Raw genomic sequence first — 17,553 nt, forward strand, 5'->3', positions numbered from 1 at the left:
CCCGAGGACGGCGACAGCCGAATCCGACGGACGGCAGTCCGTCCGACAGCCGTCGAAGCGCCGATGACCCGGGTCGGCGGAGATTTTATCACCAAAGACACCTGTCTTCGATAGAATGAGTACGGTCGAGTCATCGCGGGATGGGGTGTGGGTCCGGAAGGCGTTCGACGCCGACCGGTTTTCGTCGCCAGTCGTCGTCTTCCGCGTCGAGTCGCTCCGCAACGACCCCGTTACGGTCACCGTGAGCGAGCCGATTCCGTCCGCCGTCCCGACGGACGCGGTCAAGTTTCACCCGGAGTTCGAACCGGAGAACTGGCGGGCGACGGGGGACCGGACGGTCGAGTACGAGCGACACCTCGACGCCGGCGAGAAAGTCACGACGCTGTACGCGGCGACCGTCGACCCGGAGACGGCCCGACGCGTGCTCATGGACCCCCCGACGATCGCCGCGGTGACGCCCGACGCGGCGACGACGCAGGGCGGAGGGATGGCGGCCGACCGGACCGAGGACACACAGCGGGACCGTGGCCAGGCGGCCGCGGAAGCGAACGCCGACGACGTATCAACCGGCGCGACCGGACGCCGCGACGGCTCGCCACACGAGGAGCCGGCCCGCGACGAGTCACCCCGGGGTGGGACTCGCCGTGACGAAACGCCGCGGAACGATTCCGCCGCGGACCGCCGCGGTGGGGCAGACGAGAGCCGACAACGAAGCCAGCGGGAGCAGAACCGCAACGAGACGGGGCGGCGCGGGCGCGGCGGCGGGGGCGCTGACGCCGACGGCGGCCGCCGCGGCCACGGAACCGACCGCCGACGCGAGTCCGGCACGGCAGGGACGACGCGCCGGGCTGACCGGGAGGCAGCCCGCAGACGGACCGCTTCGGGGGGGTGGGCGACCCGGTACGGGTTGCCGCAGTCGCTCCCGCTCGCCGGAGTCGTGGCCGGTGCGGCGGCGTTCCTGCTTGGCTTCCTCGGGACGTACCTGCTCTCGGGCGACGCGCTCGACGGGGCGATGTCGTCGAGCGACCTTCTGTTCGTGCAGAACCCGTCAGCGTCAGGCGGGATCGATCCGGAGTATCTCACGGAACTGGGCATCGAATCGCCCGGAACGGCCCAGCTCGTCGCGTGGCTCTACCACGACCTCCACGCGATCAGCCTCGGCGGGACCTTCTCCGTCGAGGGGGGCGGTCAGTCCGTCTCCTACGACGTGGCCATGGAGTACGCCCCGGAAACGTTCATGTTCATCGTGCCGCCGCTTGCGGTGGCCGTCGGCGGCTTCCTCGCGGCCCGGTATCTCGGCTACCGGGTCGAGAAGCGCGCGACGAAAGCGGGGCTAAGCGTCGCGCTCGGCTACGCGGGGCTGGCCGCGGCGAGCGCGGTCGTGCTGGCGTGGGAGTCGTCGGCCACCGTCCAGTCGGGTGGGCAGGCGGCCACCTACGCCGTCCAGTTCGGACCCGACCCCGTCTCGACGGTGCTGGTCGCCGGCCTGCTCTACCCGGCGCTGTTCGGGTCGGCCGGCGGGTACGTCGCCGCGCGGACGGCCTAGGCGAGCGCGTCGAGCAGCGAGCATTTCCGGCAGCGGTCCCGCGTCGTCGTCGCGCCGCACTCCTCGCATTCCTTGGTTTCGCGCTCGCCGCTGTCGCCGTACCGCTCGGCGGCCATCGCGGCGAGCTCCTCGTACCCGGCCATGATCGAGTGGCGCGCGCCGGGGTGGTTCTCCTCCAGTCCGAGCAGCAGGTCGCCGATCTCGCCGCGGTACGCCTCGCTGGCGTGGGGACACTCCGTGATGTGGGCGGGCAGGTCGGCGAGGTGAGCGTACAGCGCTACCTCCTTCTCGGGCACGTCCCGGAGGGGCTTGGCCCGCGGGACGAAGTCGTCCCCCTCGGTGCGGGCGTCCGGACCGTCGCCGAAGGGGCCGAGGCTGGCGTCGTAGTGTTTGGCCATCTGGGCCACGTCGCCCTCGAAAAAGTTCATCAGCGCGGTCTGGGCCTCGTCGTCCAAGTTGTGGCCGGTCAGGAGCTTGTCCGCGCCGAACTCCTCGGCGTACCGCGAGAGCAGGTCGCGGCGGAACACGCCGCAGTAGGCGCAGGCGGCCATGTTCTCGGGGTCGTCCTCGACCACGTCGTCCATCCGGACGCCGAACTCCTCGGCGTAGGACACTATCTCGTGACGGAGGTCGAGATCCGCGGCCAGTTCCTCGCAGGCGGCGACGCTCTCGTCGCGATACCCCTCGATCCCCTCGTGGATCGTCAGCGCGATCATCTCGATCCGGGGGTCCTCGGCGAACGTCTCGTCGAGGATGTGCGTGAGGACGACGCTGTCCTTCCCGCCGGAGAGGCCGATCACCCACGTCTCGGGGTCGTCGGGCGTCGCCGACCGCGGCAGGAGGTTGTCGTCGCGGATCCGGCTCCGGACGCGGCGCTCGACGGTCTCGGCGAAGTGGGCGTCACAGAGGTGCGACCCGGAGTAGGCCGCGTGCATCACCGCCTCGCGGTCGCACTTGTCGCAGTCCATTGGCGGTCCCTTACCGAGCGCCGCTCAATACGGTTTCGTCTCGGGCGGCCGCGCGAGCGTCGGACGAACGCAGGCGGCGCGTTCGTCGGTCGGGGCTACCCCTCCCGAACGGCCGCCGCGCCGTCCGCCAGCGCCGCGAGCAGCGTCGGGAGGTGGCGGTCCCGCGACGACGAGGAGAACAGCTCGTGGCCGCCGTCGTAGAGGACGACCCGGTCGGCCGGCACGCGTTCGCCGATTGCGCGGGTGCTGACGACCGAGTCCCGGAGGCTACAGAACACGACGGCGTCGTCGTCTATCGGCGGCAGGTTCCGCTGCGCGTCGAGACACTCCCGGATCCACGTCGGCGCGGCGGCGTCCGCGCCCGTCTCCAGCTGGCGGTCGGTCGCCAGCTCGCCGAGGGCCTCCCGGTCGGCGGTCCCCGCCGGAAGCAGTTCGGCGCTCACCGGGAGCTTCGCGAGCAGGTCGTACAGCGGCTCCTCGGGGCCCTCGGGGAACCCCCAGAACGGGCTGAGGTAGACGCGCCGCGTCGCGCCGTCCAGATACGCGCCGATCAGCCCGCCCGTGCTGTGGGTGAGCAGCCGGTAGCCGTCCAGCTCCCGGACGAACTCCGCGACGGGTTCGACGTACTCGCTCCGGAAGTCCGTGATCGTCGTCGGGATGCGGAACGCGTGGACCAGATAGCCGGCGTCGACGAGTTCGTCGACCAGCCAGCGGACGTTCTCGTGGAACAGCTTGTTCCCCCAGCCGAGGACGAACACCAGGTCCTCGCCGTCCTCGCCGAACGTGCGTCGCTCCATGGCGAACTGTTCCACGGTAACTTACAAAAGCAGTCTGGTGGGTGCCGCCGGCCGGTCCCTCCCCCGTACCGCGCGCCGCCGGCCCGTCGCGGCACGAAGGCGTTTTGCGCGTCGGGCGGCTATGCGCCGACAATGACCCTGGACCGCGACGACGCGCTCGACCGCGTCGAGGCGATCGTCGACGCCGTCGAAACCGAACCGATGCCCGTCCCCGTCCGCGAGGTGTGGGTGTACGGCGACGCCGCCCTCGGCCTGGACCCCGTCGAACGGCTGGACGTGTACCTCACCAAGGACCTGCTCATGGACGGCGACGCCGACCGCGAGGCCGACTTCGTCGACTCCCACGGGATCCAGGGGGTCGGAAAGTCCGTCCGCGCCGAGTGGGCCGACGAGCACCCCGACCTGCTGCGCGCGAACCCGAACGGCCACGCCGCGCCGGAGAAGTGCCTCGCCGCCCACCTCGTCAACGACGACGAGCCGATCCACCTAGAGGTGTGCAACGCCAGCTTCGATGACAACGTCACCCAGCGCCTGCGGGGCGCGGTCGACCGCGGCGCGTACGAGGAGATACTCGACCCCCGCGGCGCGTGCCTGTGGGTCGACGGCACCAGAAGCGAGGACGCCTTCGAGAAGCTGCGGGCGAGCGAACTCCCCTTCCCGACGCTGTCCGAGTCGCTGGAGATGCTGGGGCTAGACCCCGACGAGGCTGAAACTGCCGCGGGCGAGATCCACGCCTGGCGCGAGCAGCAGGACGGCGCGACGGTGCGGGGCGACGTGGTGTAGGAACGCCGGCCGCGCTGCCCGTCAGATCACGCGACCGTACACGTCCTCGTACCGCTCGGCGACGTTGCCGACCTCGAACTGCTCGCTTTTCGCGGCGGCGTTCGCCCCGAGCCGGTCGCGCAGGTCGGCGTCGCGGAGCCGGTCCAGCGGCTCGGCGAAGTCCCGCTCGGCCTTGAGGCAGTGGGTGTCCTCCTCCAGCCACTCGAACGTGGGAATGTCCCGGACGACGGGCGGCTTGCCGCAGGCCATCGCCTCCAGCAGCGCCATCCCCTCGTTCTCGTTTTTCGTCGGGAAGAAGAAGGCGTCGCCCGCGGCGAACGCGCCGCGGATGTCCTCGACGTAGCCCGTGAACGTGCAGTTTTCGGGAGCGTTCTCGACGGTCTTCGTCGTCGTCCGGCTCCGGAGCAGGCGGTCGACGGCACCGCCGCCAGTCGGGTCGAGGTAGCCGAACCAGACGAACTCCACGTCCGGCATCTCGCGGGCCGTTTCGACGAACGCCGACAGGCCCTTGCGCTCGATGACGTGGCCGACCATGAACGCGACGAGGCCGTCGAGGTCGTAGCGGTCGCGGTACTCCGCGCGCAGGGACTCGAACCCGGTCAGCCGGTCCGGGTCGAACCCGTTGCTGACGACGACCGTCGGCACGTCGACGTACCCCTCGATCACCTCGCGGTTGTGCTCGGAGGGACAGACCAGCAGGTCCGCGAGCGAGTAGGCGTACTCCAGATACGGCCGGAGCGGCCTGGCCAGCGCGTTCGAGAACGCGAAGCTCTCCTCGAAATCCTCGGCGGTCTGGTGGGCGTGGACGACGACCGGGAGGTCGCGCTGCCGGGCCTTCCGCGCGTAGTACACCGACTTGGGCCCCATGTTGTTGAGGTGGAGCACGTCGGCCGTGAGATCCGGCTCCGTCGTGTAGTCGATGCCGAGCCGCTCTAAGATCTGGCGCTGCTGGCGCACCGACTGGGCGTGACCGCCAGTGATCTGCTCCTCCCACTCGAAGTAGTGGCTGACGCGCATCCCTTATCCAGTCGTCCGACGCCGGGGGTTCAACGCTTCCGGTTCGGAGCGCACTCCCCGGCGGCCAACGGTCCGGCCGGCTCACACCTCGCCGACCGTGACGAAGAAGGGAACGACCTCCCGGCGGCGGTAGTCGCCCGCCCGCATCTGCTCGACCACGTCCCGGCCCATCGCGCGCCACTCGCTCCGGAGCGCGTCGAACGCCTCCGGCGAGAGGTCGCCGTCGAGCATCGTCGCGCGGTCGTCGGCAAGCCCCGCGCCGCTTGCCTTGCGCTTGGCGTCGGCCAGCGCCGGCTCGGAGTACGGCGGCGCGACGGTCCGCTCGTGGTCGTACCGGCGCGTCTCGACGCCGTCAAGCCCCGCCTCGTCGAACGCCTCCCGGGTGCCCGCGCCGCCCAGTGACACGTCCGTCGGTACGCCGTCGAGGTAGGCGTCGCGGGCACGTCCCTCCAGCCTGCTTTCCGCGTCGACCGTCGATTCGACGCTGACCGCGCCGTTGTCCGGTTCGACGGCGGCGACGCGGTTCCGCGAGACGCGCGCGAACTCGCGGACCGCCGCCGACGGGTCGGGCAGGTTGATCAAAAGCGCCTGACAGGTCACGAGGTCAAAGGCATCGTCGGGGAAAGGTAGCCGCGTCGCGTCGCCCGCGACGACGGGGACGTGTTCGCCGGCGACCGCGAGCAGGTCCGGGTCGGCGTCGACGCCGACGACCTCGCCGGGGCACTCGTCGGCGAGGACGCGGGTGAGTTCGCCGGTGCCACACCCCACGTCGAGGACGCGGTCGGCGTCGGACAGGGCAAGCGGCGCCAGCGCCTCGCGGGAGTCGGCCCACATCCCGCGGCGGGTGTGTTCGAGGTACTCGGCGTCGAACTGTCGCACAGGCGGAATCGTGTCCGGGCGAGTAAAAACGAACTGGCTCGCGGCCGGCGCGACGCACCGTTCGGTCCGCGGCCCGGTTTGCGTGCCCCGAGCGGCGTCAGTCCTCGCGCAGTTCGCGGACGCGGTCGACGTTCCAGGCGAAGCCCTTGCCGTCCTCGTTGGGCGTCTCAAGCACGAGCGGCACGTCCGCGAGGTCTGGGTGGTTGATGAACGCGCGCATTCCCTCCTCGCCGATCAGGCCCTCGCCGATGTGGGCGTGTTCGTCCTTGTTCGTGCCGCACTCGTGTTTCGAGTCGTTGAGGTGGACGCAGTCCAGATGCTCCAGCCCGACGACATCGTCGAACTCCGCGACCGTCTCCTCGACGCCCTCGGCCGTCGAGAGGTCGTAGCCCGCCGCGAACATGTGGGCGGTGTCGAGACAGACGTCCAGGTCCTGCTCGGAACGGTCGAGCACGTCAGCGAGGTGCTCGAAGTCGCCGCCGAGTTTCGTCCCGCTGCCGGCGTCGCTCTCGACCAGCACGGTGACGCCGTCGGGGATATCGAGTTCGTCGAGCGCGCTCGCGGCGTTGTCGAGGCCGCCGTCGACGCCCGCGCCGGTGTGGGCACCGAGGTGGACGTTGACGTACTCGATGCCGAGTTTGTCAGCCGCGTCGACTTCCTTCTGCATCGAGTCGATGGACTTCTCGCGGAGGTCGTCCTTGGGCGTACAGAGGTTGACGAGGTACGAGGAGTGGATCACCCACGGGCCGTCGAGCTGTTCGGCCGTCCCGGTCCGGAACGTTTCGGCCTCGTCGTCGCCGATGTTCGGGTCCTGCCACACCTGGGGGGAGTGGGTGAATATCTGTCCGCAGTTCCCGCCGACGTCGCGCTGTCGCTCGACGGCGTTGTCGACGCCGCCGGCGATGGATACGTGTGCTCCGACTCGCATGTGTACGCGAAGCGACCGGACCGGCAAAGGTACTTCGTTCCGCCCGGGCCGGTGGAGGGAACGATACATATAGCCTCGGCGTCAATTCTCGTGCATGACCGACCACGTGGGACTCGCACTCGGGGACCGCGTGCCGGATGTCTCCGCCCCACTGGTGTTCCCGGGCGGCCGGCAAGAGGAGGTATCGCTCTCCGACCTCCTCGACGAGAAGCCGGTGTTGCTCTGCTTCTACACCAACGACTTCACCCCGGACTGTGTCGACCAGTGGTGTTCGTTCCGCGACTACGAGTGGTTCGAGGCGGACGACGCCGTACAGGTCGTCGGCGTGAGCAAGTCCCGTCCGTTCACCCACCGGAAGTTCATCGACTACCTCGACCTGTCGTTCCCGCTGTACGCCGACACCGACCTGTCCATGGCGTCGGCGTTCGACGTGGACTACCGCGTGTTCAAGGTCGCGCCCCGGTCCCGCCGCTCCTGTTTCCTGATCGACTCCGATGGGGTAGTGCGGTATCGCTGGATCAGTGAACACCCGCTCGACCCGACTCGCGACACGCCGTCGGTCGACGAGATACGGCGTGCCATCGTCGAGGAACTCGACGTTGGCGAACCCGACCCGCCGAGCCCCTAGGTCGGGTCCTCGCGGTGCCGGTTCCAGGACTCGCTCCCGTACTTCCGGTCGGCCCGAAGCCGCGCGTCGTCCAGTTCCTGGTCGCTCCAGCCCCCCTCGCGTGCGTCGGCCCACTCCGCCAGACACTGTTCCAGCGTCTCGACGGCTTCCGCCCGCGTCGCGTCGACGTGGTCCGTGATGCTCGTCACCCGGCCGGTGAACTCCTCGGGGGTCGCGTCCGGGTTCGAGAAGACGCCGAGGTGGCGGGTGGTGTCGAGGTCGAAGCGCAGCGAGCCGTGCTGGATCACCGCGTCCTTCCGCCGGTACTGGGCGTTCCCGCTGATCTTCCGCCCGCCACAGAGCAGGTCGTGTGCCGGGTGGATCGCCCGGAGGTAGCAGGCCGGCTCGTGGATCGCCGGCAGGTCGTCCGCGGCGAACTCGGCGTACACGCCCAGCCGCCGGAACGCCTCGACCACGGGCGTACAGAGCAGGTCGTAACACTCCATCAGGTCCCCCGGAAGCTCGTCGGCGGGCGCGACGATGGAGTAGGAGATGTCCGCGACCGTGTCGTGGTAGATGCCGCCCCCGCCGGTCTGCCGGCGGACCACGTCCACGCCCGTCCGGTCGCAGTACGCCCAGTCGACGCTGTCGGGGTCCTGCCGGTAGCCCAGCGAGAGACAGCTCGGCTCCCACTGGTACACCCTGACCGTCCGCGGGCCGCCGGTCGAGACGGTTTCGGCGGCCACCTCGTCCAGCGCCATGTTCATCGCGCCCGTGCGGGGCTCCTCGCGGACGAGCCGCCAGTCCCTGTCCGCGACCGAAGAACGGAGTCCGGAGTCGGTGCTCATGGCCTTCGCTACGGCGGGTCGGGGCAAATGCGTTGTGTAGCGTCTCTACCCGCGCGACCGGGATTTGATATAGCGGTAACTACTTTACAAGTTGCGAGCACGCCGACGCACGGGGCTTAAACCCGCCCGTCCGCAACGACGTCCCATGGTGCAGAACGTCGCCGCGATGCTCCCCGACCTCGAACCCGAGGATTTCCACCTGCTCTCGGGCGTCGAACAGGGGATGCGGTTCTCGGAGTGGGTACGGCGCGAGAAGTTGCCGGAGTTCTCGCGGTTGACACAGGAGGACGTGGACTACCGGCTCGACCGGTGTCTCGACCGCGACCTGATAGAGCGCAAGACGATCCAGTACGAGGGGTACCGGCTGAAGTTCGAGGGGTACGACGCGCTGGCACTGCATACGTTCGTCGAGCGCGACTCGATCTCGGGGTTCGGTTCCTCGCTCGGCGTCGGGAAGGAAAGCGACGTGTACGAGGTGCAGTCGTTCGAACCGATGGCCCTGAAGTATCACCGCGAGGGGTTTACGAACTTCCGCGAGGTGATGAAAGAGCGGGATTACACGTCGGACCGGGAACACGTCTCTTGGCTGTACACCGCGCGCAAGGCGGCCGAACGCGAGTACGAGGCCCTGGAGGCGGTGTATCCGGACGTAGCCGTCCCCCGGCCCGTCGACCAGAACCGTCACGCCATCGTGATGGAGAAGATAGACGGCGTCGAACTATCCCGGACCCGACTCGAAGACGAGCAGGTCGTCCCGGTGCTCGCGCTGATCCTCGACGAACTGGCCGAGGCGTACGAGCAGGGGCGAGTCCACGCGGACATGAGCGAGTACAACGTCTTCGTCAACGAGTCGGGGATCACGATCTTCGACTGGCCCCAGTCGGTGCCGACCGACCACGAGAACGCCGACGAGTTCCTCGAACGCGACGTCGAGAACGTGGTCGGCTACTTCCGGCGGAAGTACCCCCAGCTCGTCCCCGACGACGTGGACGTTCCGGGGCTTGCGGCCGCCGTCGCCACTGACGACCGGGACCGACGGCGGTCGTTGCTCGGCCTGTAAACCGCTTTTCGATATACAAAATCCTGCTCGGCCTGTCGAACGCGAGATGCCGACGCTGCGTGCTTACAGGCTCGAACAGACCTGCTCGCCGCTGACGACTTCGGGAATCACGACTTCGTCCGCGCCCGCGCGGCGGGCGAGCGCCTCGTCGCGCTGGTCGCCGGCGCGGACAACGAGCGTCACGGTCGGGGCGAGCTGGCTCGCCGCGATGGAGATCTGGATGTTCGCGTTCGAGTCGTCGATCGCGCCGACGACGGTGTCGGCCCGCTTGACGCCCGCGTCGACGAGCGTCTCCTCGCGCCTCGCGTCGCCGTTGACCGCGAGCACCCCGTCCTCGATCGCGCGCCGGTACTGTTCGTCCTGCTGTTCGACGACGACCACGTCGCGGTCCGACTCGCTGAGCCGTGACGCGACGGTGCTCCCGAACGTGCCGTAGCCACAGATCACCACGTGGTCGTCGAGCGCCTCGATCTTGCCTTCGAGTTGCATGTCTCTGAGTTCCTCCTGTATCCGCCCGCCGAACGCCGCCGAAAGCAGTGTCTCGCCGATCCACAGGCCGGCGACGACCAGCCCGGAGATCACGACGATCGCGTACGCCTTGACCAGGGTCGCCGGCCCGTCGTGCGTCCGGAAGTGAAGTTCGATGCTCGTCGGGTCGAGCAGCCAGAACAGCGCGTCGACGACGCCGATGCCCTCGACGGTGCTGAACCCCGCGACTCCCGCCACGACGACGGTCGCGAACGCGACCACCGGCCGGAGCATCCGCCGGAGCAGCGACCGCTGTGCGAACGCCCCGAGGAGACTACCGGATCCGTTCATCTACCTCCCGATCCCCCACCGTCCGCCGACCCCCGTGGACGAACTGCCGTACTTGGAATAATCGTTTGGGTACTTATTCATCTATTCTACGTCTGATCGATCAGAGTATTCCGGTAAAAATCTAATTGATATGCATTTTAGTGCTGAATTGTATATGATAATGAGGTTTGTCCCGGCGAGCGGTCCGTCCGAACACGTGCGGCACCGGACTAACTGTCCAGTGGGTCGTACGCTCACCCGGCGGGACAGCCGTCCGGCCGCAGATCTCGCCAGGGGCACTGGTCGCGGCCCGGCCCGTCCCGCACGCCGATCTCCGACCGACCCCGGAGACACCCATTCTCAGATCTCTGGAATCCGGGTCGCCCTCTTTTACCGGGAGTTCTCACGTTCAGGTGTAATCATGACGGACATCGGTGCCCCTGGAGACGGTATGTCACGACGAGCGTTCCTCGCAGCGACGGGCGCGACCGGCGTCGGCGCGGTTGCCGGCTGTACGGCCCCGGCCAGCAACCCACAGGCGACGGGGACGACGACGGCCGCCGCTGCGGCGCAGGATCTGCCGACCACCTCGCCGCCGGAAGTCGTCAACGTCGACGAGCAGGGCAATCAGCTCACCCTTTCGTCGACCCCCGCGGTCCATCAGGCGCACCCCGGCGAGACGATGGGCGGCCCGGTCGAACTGCCGCAGGTGTGGGCCTGGCAGGCCGACGACCGCGACCCCAGCGTTCCCGGGCCGATCATCCGGACGACGGAGGGCGAGGACATGGAGGTGACGCTCGACAACACGGACGGCCGCCGTCCCCACACGGTCCACTTCCACGGCGTGCGCAAGACCTGGGAGAACGACGGCGTCGCGACGACGACCGGTATCACGGTCCCGCCGGGCGAGAAACACACCTACGAGATCCCCGCCAACGTCCCGGGCACGCACCTCTATCACTGCCACTACCAGACCCACCGGCACATCGACATGGGGATGTACGGCATCTTCCGGGTCGACCCCGAAGGGTACGAGCCGGCCGACCGGGAGTACTTCCTGACGGTCAAGGACTGGGACTCCCGGCTCAACCGGAAGTTCGCCGGCGAGGACGTGCAGTACAGCCCCCGGAACCGGAACCCCGACGTGTTCACGGTCAACGGGAAGGTCGCGCCGCGGACGCTCCACCCCGAGGACGGGTCGCCGCTCATCGTCTCGGAGGGCGACACCGTCCGGGTTCACATCGCCAACAGCGGCTACATGTCCCACCCGATCCACATCCACAACCACCGCTACCGGCGCGTGGCGAAGGACGGCGGGCAGATCCCGGAGGCCGCACAGCACCAGATGGACGTCACGAACATCGCGCCCGCGGAGCGACACACCATCGAGTTCGAGGCCGACGCCGACCCCGGGATCTACCTGCTCCACTGTCACAAGGTGAGCCACGCGATGAACGGCGACGTGTACCCCGGCGGGATGGTCGGCGGCGTCGTCTACGAATCCGCGATGGACTCCGACATCTTCGCCGACCTGATGGAGTACGCGGGCTACGAGGGCTGATAGTGTTTGCTCTCGCCAATTACCGGTGGTCGACGATAACGGTGTGGTCGACCACCGGTGAACAGTGAGAGCAAACACTATGAGGCGGTTCGGTTTCGCCCCGGTTCCGGTTCGCGGACGGACAGGTACGATCGTCGGGAGTAGACGCCTTTTGCGCTCGGTCCCGTAGCCGTGCGTATGGGACGCACCGTCAAGCTGAACGAGACCGACGCCCTGCTGGACGAACAGGAGTTCCCCCTCTCCCGCGCTGCGGCGGTCGAGGCGTACGACGACGTGACGCTCAGCCTCGCCGACGGCGAGGAGAACATGGGCGAGGTACTCGCCGACTCGAACGCCGACCGGTTCGACAGCCCGGACGAACTGGAGAGCGAACTGATGAGTCTCCTCCCACGGCACGCCGTCGGCGAGCCGTATCAGTCGGAGGGCGAAGGGTAGCGCGCTGCGACGGTCGGCCGCGCCGCACTACCGGCCGTCGACTCGCTCCAGGAACTCCCGGACCGTCTCGGCGACGCGTTCCGGTGCGCTCGCCGGGGCGTTGTGCCCCAGCCCGTCGAACTCGACCAGTCGACCGTCCGGGACCGCATCGCGGACCGCGCGGACGCTGTCCCGGAGGTGGGCCGGTCCCTCGCTCCCGGTCAGCAGCAGCGCCGGCGCGTCGACCTCCAGTGTCTCCGGCAGGCGGTACGCCTCGATGACCCGGTTCATCCGGAGCGTCGTCTCGACGAAGTCGGCGTACCCGGGCCAGGCCGGCCACTCGTCGAGCCAGCGTTCGAAGGCCTCGTCCCCGATGTCGCCGCCGTGCAGGACTTCGCGCAGGTGGAGCCGCATCGCGCCGCGACGGTCGCCGTCGTCGAGCCGTTCCTCCATCCGGGCGACGAGGTCGGCCTCGTCGCGGTAGTCGCCGACGAGCACTGCAGGTTCGTAGGCCACTACGGCTTCGACCGGCGCGACCCGCGCGGTCTCGATCGCCCGAAGCCCGCCGAAGGAGTGCCCGAACAGGACCGGGTCGCCGTCGACCGCGTCGACGACGGCGCGGGTGTCCGCGACCGCGAGATCGAGGCTGTACGCGTCGCCGTCGCCGCTGTCCCCGCGCCCGCGCCGGTCGGGCACGACGACGGTGTGGTCGTCCTCGAAGTGGGGGACGACCGGGTCCCAGTAGCGTCGGGTGCCGCCCCCGTGGAGTAGCAGGAGCGGCGGCCCCTCGCCGTGTGTCTCGTACGCGATTCGCGTGCCGTCCGCGGAACTGACTGTCTGCATCGGACCGATAGATTGGGGGTCGACGGGAGTGGGCGTGTCTCTCAGTCGTGCGGCAGTTTATAACCCCTGCGCTACTCACCCGTCCGAGAGGTCGGGCGCGGCGACCGTCGACTCGACGAGGCGGCTCTGAGCGCGCCGGAGCCGCTCGGAGCACGACGACGCCGTGATCCCGAGTTTGGCGGCCACCTCGTCCAGCGACGCGGCTCGCGGCACCTCGAAGTACCCCATCCGGTGGGCGGTCCGGAGCGCCGCGCGCTGCGGGGCGGTGAGGCCGTCGCCCGGGTCCCCGTCGCTCGCGGGGGTGAGCCGACGGAGGTCGAACTCGGCGTTGCGCTCCCAGAACGCCCGGAACCCGTCGACCGTCTCCCGGTCGGCGAACCAGCCGGCCTGGATCCACCCCGTCGGCGTGACCCGGATGCGCTCGATGCTCGCGTCCGTCTCCGCGAGCGCCTGAAGTTCAGCCACGTCGTCGACGTGGTCGCCGAGCCGCGTCTCCATGCTGACGGCCGGGTCGACCCAGTACCGGCTCGTTCCGTCGCCGCGCTCGACCGGGTCGTACGACGCCACGAACGGCGTCGACTCGAAGGCCCGCTCGACCGCGTCCGTCGGCCCCTCGACCACGCTCACGACGAAGGCCGTGTACCACTCCTCGCTCGGGTGGAGCTCGACCGAAAGCGTCGCTTCCGGGACCGCGGCGGCGACCTCGACGAACGGCAGCGCCTCACAGACGATCTCGTACTCCGCGACCAGACCCATACCGGCGGAACGTTCCCGGTCGATACTGTGCGTTCCGGTGTCCCTCGACGTCGAGAGCGGCGAACCGTGGGGTTGCCCTCGTGGTCGGCGACGCGGCCGCGACTCACTGCCGGAAATCCCACGGGTCGTCGTCCTCGTGGCGGCCGACGCCGTCGTACGCCGCCGTGACCCGGTCGACCGTCCCCGGGCGCGCCGGACGAGCGCGCGGGGCGTCGTCGACGACGCCGCCGGACCGGATCCCGGGAACGACCGACTGGAGCGCCCGGACGAACGTCACCGCGGGCGACCGGGCGAGTGTGGGTGTCCCCGGCACGTCCGCGAGCCGGCTGTCGACCGCGCCGGTCGGACGGTACGAGCGGGAGAGCCGGCCGTCGCCGTCGGCGTCGACTCCCGACACGCCCGCCCAGTAGTTTCCGCGCCAGACGTGCTGGACGTTGAACTCGACGACCTGAACCGGACGCCCGTTGGCGACCACGTCGTTCCCGGTTACGCGGTTGGTTGGCAGGAACGACATCGCCCGGAACCCGCGGCGGTTGTACGCCAGCACGTTGCGCTCGTATCTGGAGAACGTCCCACGAACGCCGATCCCGTTGCGGTTGTGGAGGACCACGTTGTCGGCGACGTAGTTGGCCTGTCCCGCGACGAGGGCACCGTTCCGGTTGTTGTGCAACCGGTTCCCCGCGACGACCGCCCCGTACGACCGGTGCTCGACGTAGACGGCGTTCCAGGTGTCCTCGATCGCCGAGTCCACCACGGTCGTCCGGATGCCGTAGAAGTCGAACACGCCGACCATCATCCCCTCCATCCGAACGTCCGAGACCACCACGCCGTCGGACTCGTGGGCGTAGACGCCGACCTTCCCGCCGTAGAACGACGAGTCCCGGACGACGGCTCGCCCGCCGAGCGCGACCACGCCGATGAACCCGTCCTCCCACCGTTTCGTCCCGTACAGCGTGAGGTTCGACACGGTGACGTTCGGGCTGTTCCGTGCGATGACGCCGTTCGACGTGGTGTTGATACGGACCCGCGAGACGAGCGACCGATCCGCGGTGTCGAACACGACGGCGGCGTCGCCGTAGCCGTGGACCTTCCAGATGTCGTAGTTCCACGCGTCCTCGGCGACGGGCACGTCGACGGGCCGGTCCGCCCCGCTCCGGTTCCCGCCGACGCCGGTGATCGAGAGGTCGACGACGGCGGTTCGGTTGGCCCCGACCGTGATCACGCTGCCGTTTCCGTTACCGACGACGTGAGTCTCGTTCTGTCCCGCCCCGCGGATCGTGAGCGGCTTGTCGACCCGGAGGTCGTCGACACGATGAGTGCCGGCCGGCACGCGGACCGTTGTGTTCGGCGGGGCCTGCTCGACGGCGTCGGCGAGCGTCGGCGCGTCGCGGCCGACGACAGTGGAGACCGGTCGGTCGCGCAGCGCCGTCGCGCGCTCGGCGGTCGCGTTCGCGCGGGCCAGCCGCCGGTCGACGGTGGCTTGCCACTCACTGGACGAGCGGTCGAGGCGGCCGACAGGAGCCGCCCGCGCGCCCGCCCACTCCCGCACCTCGCCGCCGTATCGATCGGCGAACGCGGCGGCGTCGCGCCGCTCGGAGAACGGGACGATCGCCGCGTCGCGGGTCGGTATCGTCGCGTCGCTGTCGACGACGAAGTACGCCTCACGGGCCGGGACCCATTTCGTCGGTGCCGACTCCGGGGCGCGGAGGTGGCCCTCGTCGGTCAGCGACAGGTCGATCCCCGAGAAGTCCGAGACGTACACCCGCATCGGGGAGCCGAAGGCGTCCCCGCTTTCGGTCCGGAGGCTCGCGACGAGCGATGTGACTCCCCGGTAGCCGACGACGTAGCGGTACTGCGAGTAGTACACCTCGGCTTTCGGGACCACGAGCGGGGAGCTGTCGGCCTCGCGGGCCACCTGATCCGGCAGCCCCGTCTGCTGGGTCCGCTCGAACGGCACCGCCGCGGTCCCGGTTTCGGGCGTGATCCAGAACGGCGCTGCGGCCAGGACGACGAGCAGGGCGAACGCGACGGCGAGGTGTCGCGAGCGCATCAGTTGGACGTACGGACCGACGAAGTAAATCTACACCGCCGGGGGCTCTCGCACGGCAGCAGGCTTAGGCCGCCGGCCCGTGAAGGGTACGCCGAATGACTGGACCGAACCGCGAACCCGCATCGGCGGGCGGGCAGCTCCTCACGGCCGACGGCGTGAGCCTCGCCTACGGCGAGGTGTCGGTACTCGACGACGTGTCCGTCCGGCTCGACCGGGGGACGGTGACGGCGGTCGTCGGGCCGAACGGGTCCGGGAAGACGACGCTCGCCGAGGTCGTCGCCGGCCTGCGCCGCCCCGACGCGGGCGACGTGTCGCTCGACGCGACGGGAGAGCGACCGGTGGGCTTCCTGCCGCAGGCCCCCCGATTCAGGCCGGCGTTCACCGTCGCCGAGACGCTCCGGTTCTACGCCGACCTCCTGTCGGCGTCGGTTGACGTGGCGGCGGCGATGGAACGGGTCGGTCTCGCCGACGCCGCCGACCGGCGAGTCGACGCGCTCTCCGGCGGGATGCGGCGGCTGCTCGGGGTCGCGACGAGCTTCCTCGGCGACCCGGCGCTGGTCGTCCTCGACGAACCGACCAGCGGACTCGACCCCCGGATGACGAGGCACGTCTTCGAGGCCGCCGCGACGCGTTCGGACGCCGGGACCGCCGTCCTTCTGACGACCCACGACATGGCCGCCGCCGCGGACGCCGACGAGGTGCTCGTTCTCCACCGGGGGGAGATCGCCGCCCGCGGTTCGCCGGCCGACCTCCGCGAACGGACGGGCACCGACTCGCTGTCGGCGGCGTTCTTCGAGGTGGTCGGCACGACCCCGACGGTGCAGACGGGGGTGGCCTGATAGTGGCCGACGGCGGGAACGACCTGACGGCGGCCGACCGGTTCACCACGGTGTTCGAGCGCGAGCTCGTGACCCTCCGCCGCAGTCGGACCGTGTGGCTGCTCGGCGGCAGCTTCCTCGCGGCCGTCGTCGGTATCGGCCTCGCGAGCGGTGCGAACGGATACGTGCCGCTCGTGCTGACGCTCATGACGCCCGTCGAACTCCTGGTGCCGGTGGTTTCGGCGGCGGCCGGCTACCGCGCGGTGCTGGCGGACCGGGTCCGCGGCGAGACGAGCGTCCTCAGGACGTACCCGGTCGGCTCCGGCACGTACGTTGCCGGCGTCTACTGCGGCAGGCTGGTGTGGGTCCTGGGGGTCGTCGTCGCCTCGCTGTTGGCGGCCGGGGCGACGGTGTCGGTCGCCGACCCGCCTGCGGACGTGCTTGCACAGTACAGCGGGCTCGACTCACCGGTGTACTACCTCCGGTTCGTCGTCCTGACGGCGGTGTTTGCTGCCGTCGTGCTCGCGCTGGTCGTCCTCCTCTCGTCGCTCGTCCGGACTGACCGACGGGGCGTCGTCGCTGCGCTAACGTTCGTCGTCGTGCTGTCGTTCGGGGCGGACCTGCTGGTCCTGTTCGGCGTGGCCGGCGGCGTCGTCGGCGGGAACGCTCTGCCCTGGTACCTCGCGATGACCCCTGCGAGTGCGTACCGCGGGCTGGTGACGGCGTACGTCGTCGCGCCGGTCGCCGAGACGGCCGTTCGGCCCGCTGCGCCGGTCGCAAGCGCCGTGGGTCTCGGGGTCTGGTTCGTCCTTTCGCTGCTTGCAGCCGGGGTCGTCGTCTGGGACGCGTCGCCGTACGGCCGAGTCGAGTGATACCGTGG

The 17,553-nt window shown here is 69.7% G+C and carries 18 protein-coding genes; 8 read left to right on the forward strand and 10 right to left on the reverse strand.

Annotated elements, in window-relative coordinates:
• Positions 1 to 115 precede the first annotated feature (115 nt).
• On the forward strand, positions 116 to 1,546 hold the full coding sequence (locus tag D8896_RS10245) for a hypothetical protein (protein ID WP_121821995.1): 1,431 nt from the start codon (positions 116 to 118) through the stop codon (positions 1,544 to 1,546).
• Here D8896_RS10245 and ncsA read toward each other — a convergent pair.
• Positions 1,543 to 2,514, reverse strand: a complete 972-nt coding sequence (gene ncsA, locus D8896_RS10250; protein ID WP_121821996.1) for a tRNA 2-thiolation protein NcsA — start codon at positions 2,512 to 2,514, stop codon at positions 1,543 to 1,545. The genes D8896_RS10245 and ncsA overlap by 4 nt on opposite strands.
• 95 nt (positions 2,515 to 2,609) lie before the next feature.
• Positions 2,610 to 3,311, reverse strand: coding sequence for an alpha/beta fold hydrolase (locus tag D8896_RS10255; RefSeq protein WP_121821997.1), 702 nt, complete (start codon positions 3,309 to 3,311; stop codon positions 2,610 to 2,612).
• A gap of 132 nt (positions 3,312 to 3,443) precedes the next feature.
• On the opposite strand from D8896_RS10255, the gene D8896_RS10260 reads away from it, so the two are divergent.
• Positions 3,444 to 4,094: a DUF7095 family protein gene (locus D8896_RS10260; RefSeq protein ID WP_121821998.1), complete on the forward strand. Its 651-nt coding sequence runs from the start codon at positions 3,444 to 3,446 to the stop codon at positions 4,092 to 4,094.
• Positions 4,095 to 4,115: 21 nt separating this feature from the next.
• Here the strand turns inward: D8896_RS10260 and D8896_RS10265 are convergent, their stop codons facing one another.
• The 3 genes from D8896_RS10265 to D8896_RS10275 all read right to left on the reverse strand — a co-directional run bounded on the left by D8896_RS10265 (position 4,116) and on the right by D8896_RS10275 (position 6,918).
• Entirely contained in the window at positions 4,116 to 5,111 is a 996-nt protein-coding gene (locus tag D8896_RS10265) for a glycosyltransferase family 4 protein (protein WP_121821999.1), read from the reverse strand.
• 81 nt (positions 5,112 to 5,192) lie between these two features.
• A complete protein-coding gene (locus tag D8896_RS10270; protein ID WP_375137060.1) occupies positions 5,193 to 5,945 on the reverse strand; it encodes a class I SAM-dependent methyltransferase in 753 nt (250 codons plus the stop codon).
• Positions 5,946 to 6,087: 142 nt separating this feature from the next.
• Positions 6,088 to 6,918, reverse strand: coding sequence for a deoxyribonuclease IV (locus tag D8896_RS10275; RefSeq protein ID WP_121822001.1), 831 nt, complete (start codon positions 6,916 to 6,918; stop codon positions 6,088 to 6,090).
• A gap of 94 nt (positions 6,919 to 7,012) precedes the next feature.
• Here D8896_RS10275 and D8896_RS10280 point away from each other — a divergent pair, with 94 nt between their 5' ends.
• Complete coding sequence (locus D8896_RS10280) at positions 7,013 to 7,546, forward strand: redoxin domain-containing protein (RefSeq protein ID WP_121822002.1); 534 nt, start codon at positions 7,013 to 7,015, stop codon at positions 7,544 to 7,546.
• Here D8896_RS10280 and D8896_RS10285 read toward each other — a convergent pair.
• A complete protein-coding gene (locus D8896_RS10285; RefSeq protein ID WP_121822003.1) occupies positions 7,543 to 8,373 on the reverse strand; it encodes a lipoate--protein ligase family protein in 831 nt (276 codons plus the stop codon). The two genes, D8896_RS10280 and D8896_RS10285, sit on opposite strands and share 4 nt — an antisense overlap.
• A 145-nt stretch (positions 8,374 to 8,518) precedes the next feature.
• On the opposite strand from D8896_RS10285, the gene D8896_RS10290 reads away from it, so the two are divergent.
• A complete protein-coding gene (locus D8896_RS10290; RefSeq protein ID WP_121822004.1) occupies positions 8,519 to 9,433 on the forward strand; it encodes a serine/threonine-protein kinase RIO2 in 915 nt (304 codons plus the stop codon).
• Positions 9,434 to 9,496: 63 nt separating this feature from the next.
• Here D8896_RS10290 and D8896_RS10295 read toward each other — a convergent pair whose 3' ends face one another.
• Entirely contained in the window at positions 9,497 to 10,252 is a 756-nt protein-coding gene (locus D8896_RS10295; RefSeq protein ID WP_121822005.1) for a potassium channel family protein, read from the reverse strand.
• Positions 10,253 to 10,652: 400 nt separating this feature from the next.
• Between D8896_RS10295 and D8896_RS10300 the strand changes: the two genes are divergently transcribed.
• Together D8896_RS10300 and D8896_RS10305 are read left to right on the forward strand one after the other, a co-directional pair.
• Positions 10,653 to 11,792: a multicopper oxidase domain-containing protein gene (locus D8896_RS10300; protein ID WP_121822006.1), complete on the forward strand. Its 1,140-nt coding sequence runs from the start codon at positions 10,653 to 10,655 to the stop codon at positions 11,790 to 11,792.
• A 177-nt stretch (positions 11,793 to 11,969) separates the two neighbouring features.
• A complete protein-coding gene (locus D8896_RS10305) occupies positions 11,970 to 12,227 on the forward strand; it encodes a DUF5789 family protein (RefSeq protein WP_121822007.1) in 258 nt (85 codons plus the stop codon).
• Positions 12,228 to 12,254: 27 nt separating this feature from the next.
• On the opposite strand, the gene D8896_RS10310 is transcribed toward D8896_RS10305, so the two are convergent.
• From D8896_RS10310 to D8896_RS10320, 3 genes are all read right to left on the reverse strand, one after another.
• A complete protein-coding gene (locus D8896_RS10310) occupies positions 12,255 to 13,049 on the reverse strand; it encodes an alpha/beta fold hydrolase (RefSeq protein ID WP_121822008.1) in 795 nt (264 codons plus the stop codon).
• A gap of 75 nt (positions 13,050 to 13,124) precedes the next feature.
• On the reverse strand, positions 13,125 to 13,805 hold the full coding sequence (locus tag D8896_RS10315; protein ID WP_121822009.1) for a helix-turn-helix domain-containing protein: 681 nt from the start codon (positions 13,803 to 13,805) through the stop codon (positions 13,125 to 13,127).
• 103 nt (positions 13,806 to 13,908) lie between these two features.
• Positions 13,909 to 15,855 carry a NosD domain-containing protein gene (locus D8896_RS10320; protein WP_121822010.1) on the reverse strand — a complete coding sequence of 649 codons (1,947 nt, stop codon included), beginning with the start codon at positions 15,853 to 15,855 and terminating at the stop codon, positions 13,909 to 13,911.
• Positions 15,856 to 15,950: 95 nt separating this feature from the next.
• Here D8896_RS10320 and D8896_RS10325 point away from each other — a divergent pair, with 95 nt between their 5' ends.
• On the forward strand, positions 15,951 to 16,694 hold the full coding sequence (locus D8896_RS10325) for an ABC transporter ATP-binding protein (protein ID WP_121822011.1): 744 nt from the start codon (positions 15,951 to 15,953) through the stop codon (positions 16,692 to 16,694).
• A gap of 2 nt (positions 16,695 to 16,696) precedes the next feature.
• On the forward strand, positions 16,697 to 17,545 hold the full coding sequence (locus D8896_RS10330; RefSeq protein ID WP_121822012.1) for an ABC transporter permease: 849 nt from the start codon (positions 16,697 to 16,699) through the stop codon (positions 17,543 to 17,545).
• Positions 17,546 to 17,553: the final 8 nt, after the last annotated feature.

Origin of the sequence: Halostella salina (assembly GCF_003675855.1) — an archaeon.
Taxonomy (GTDB): Archaea; Halobacteriota; Halobacteria; order Halobacteriales; family Natronoarchaeaceae; genus Halostella; species Halostella salina.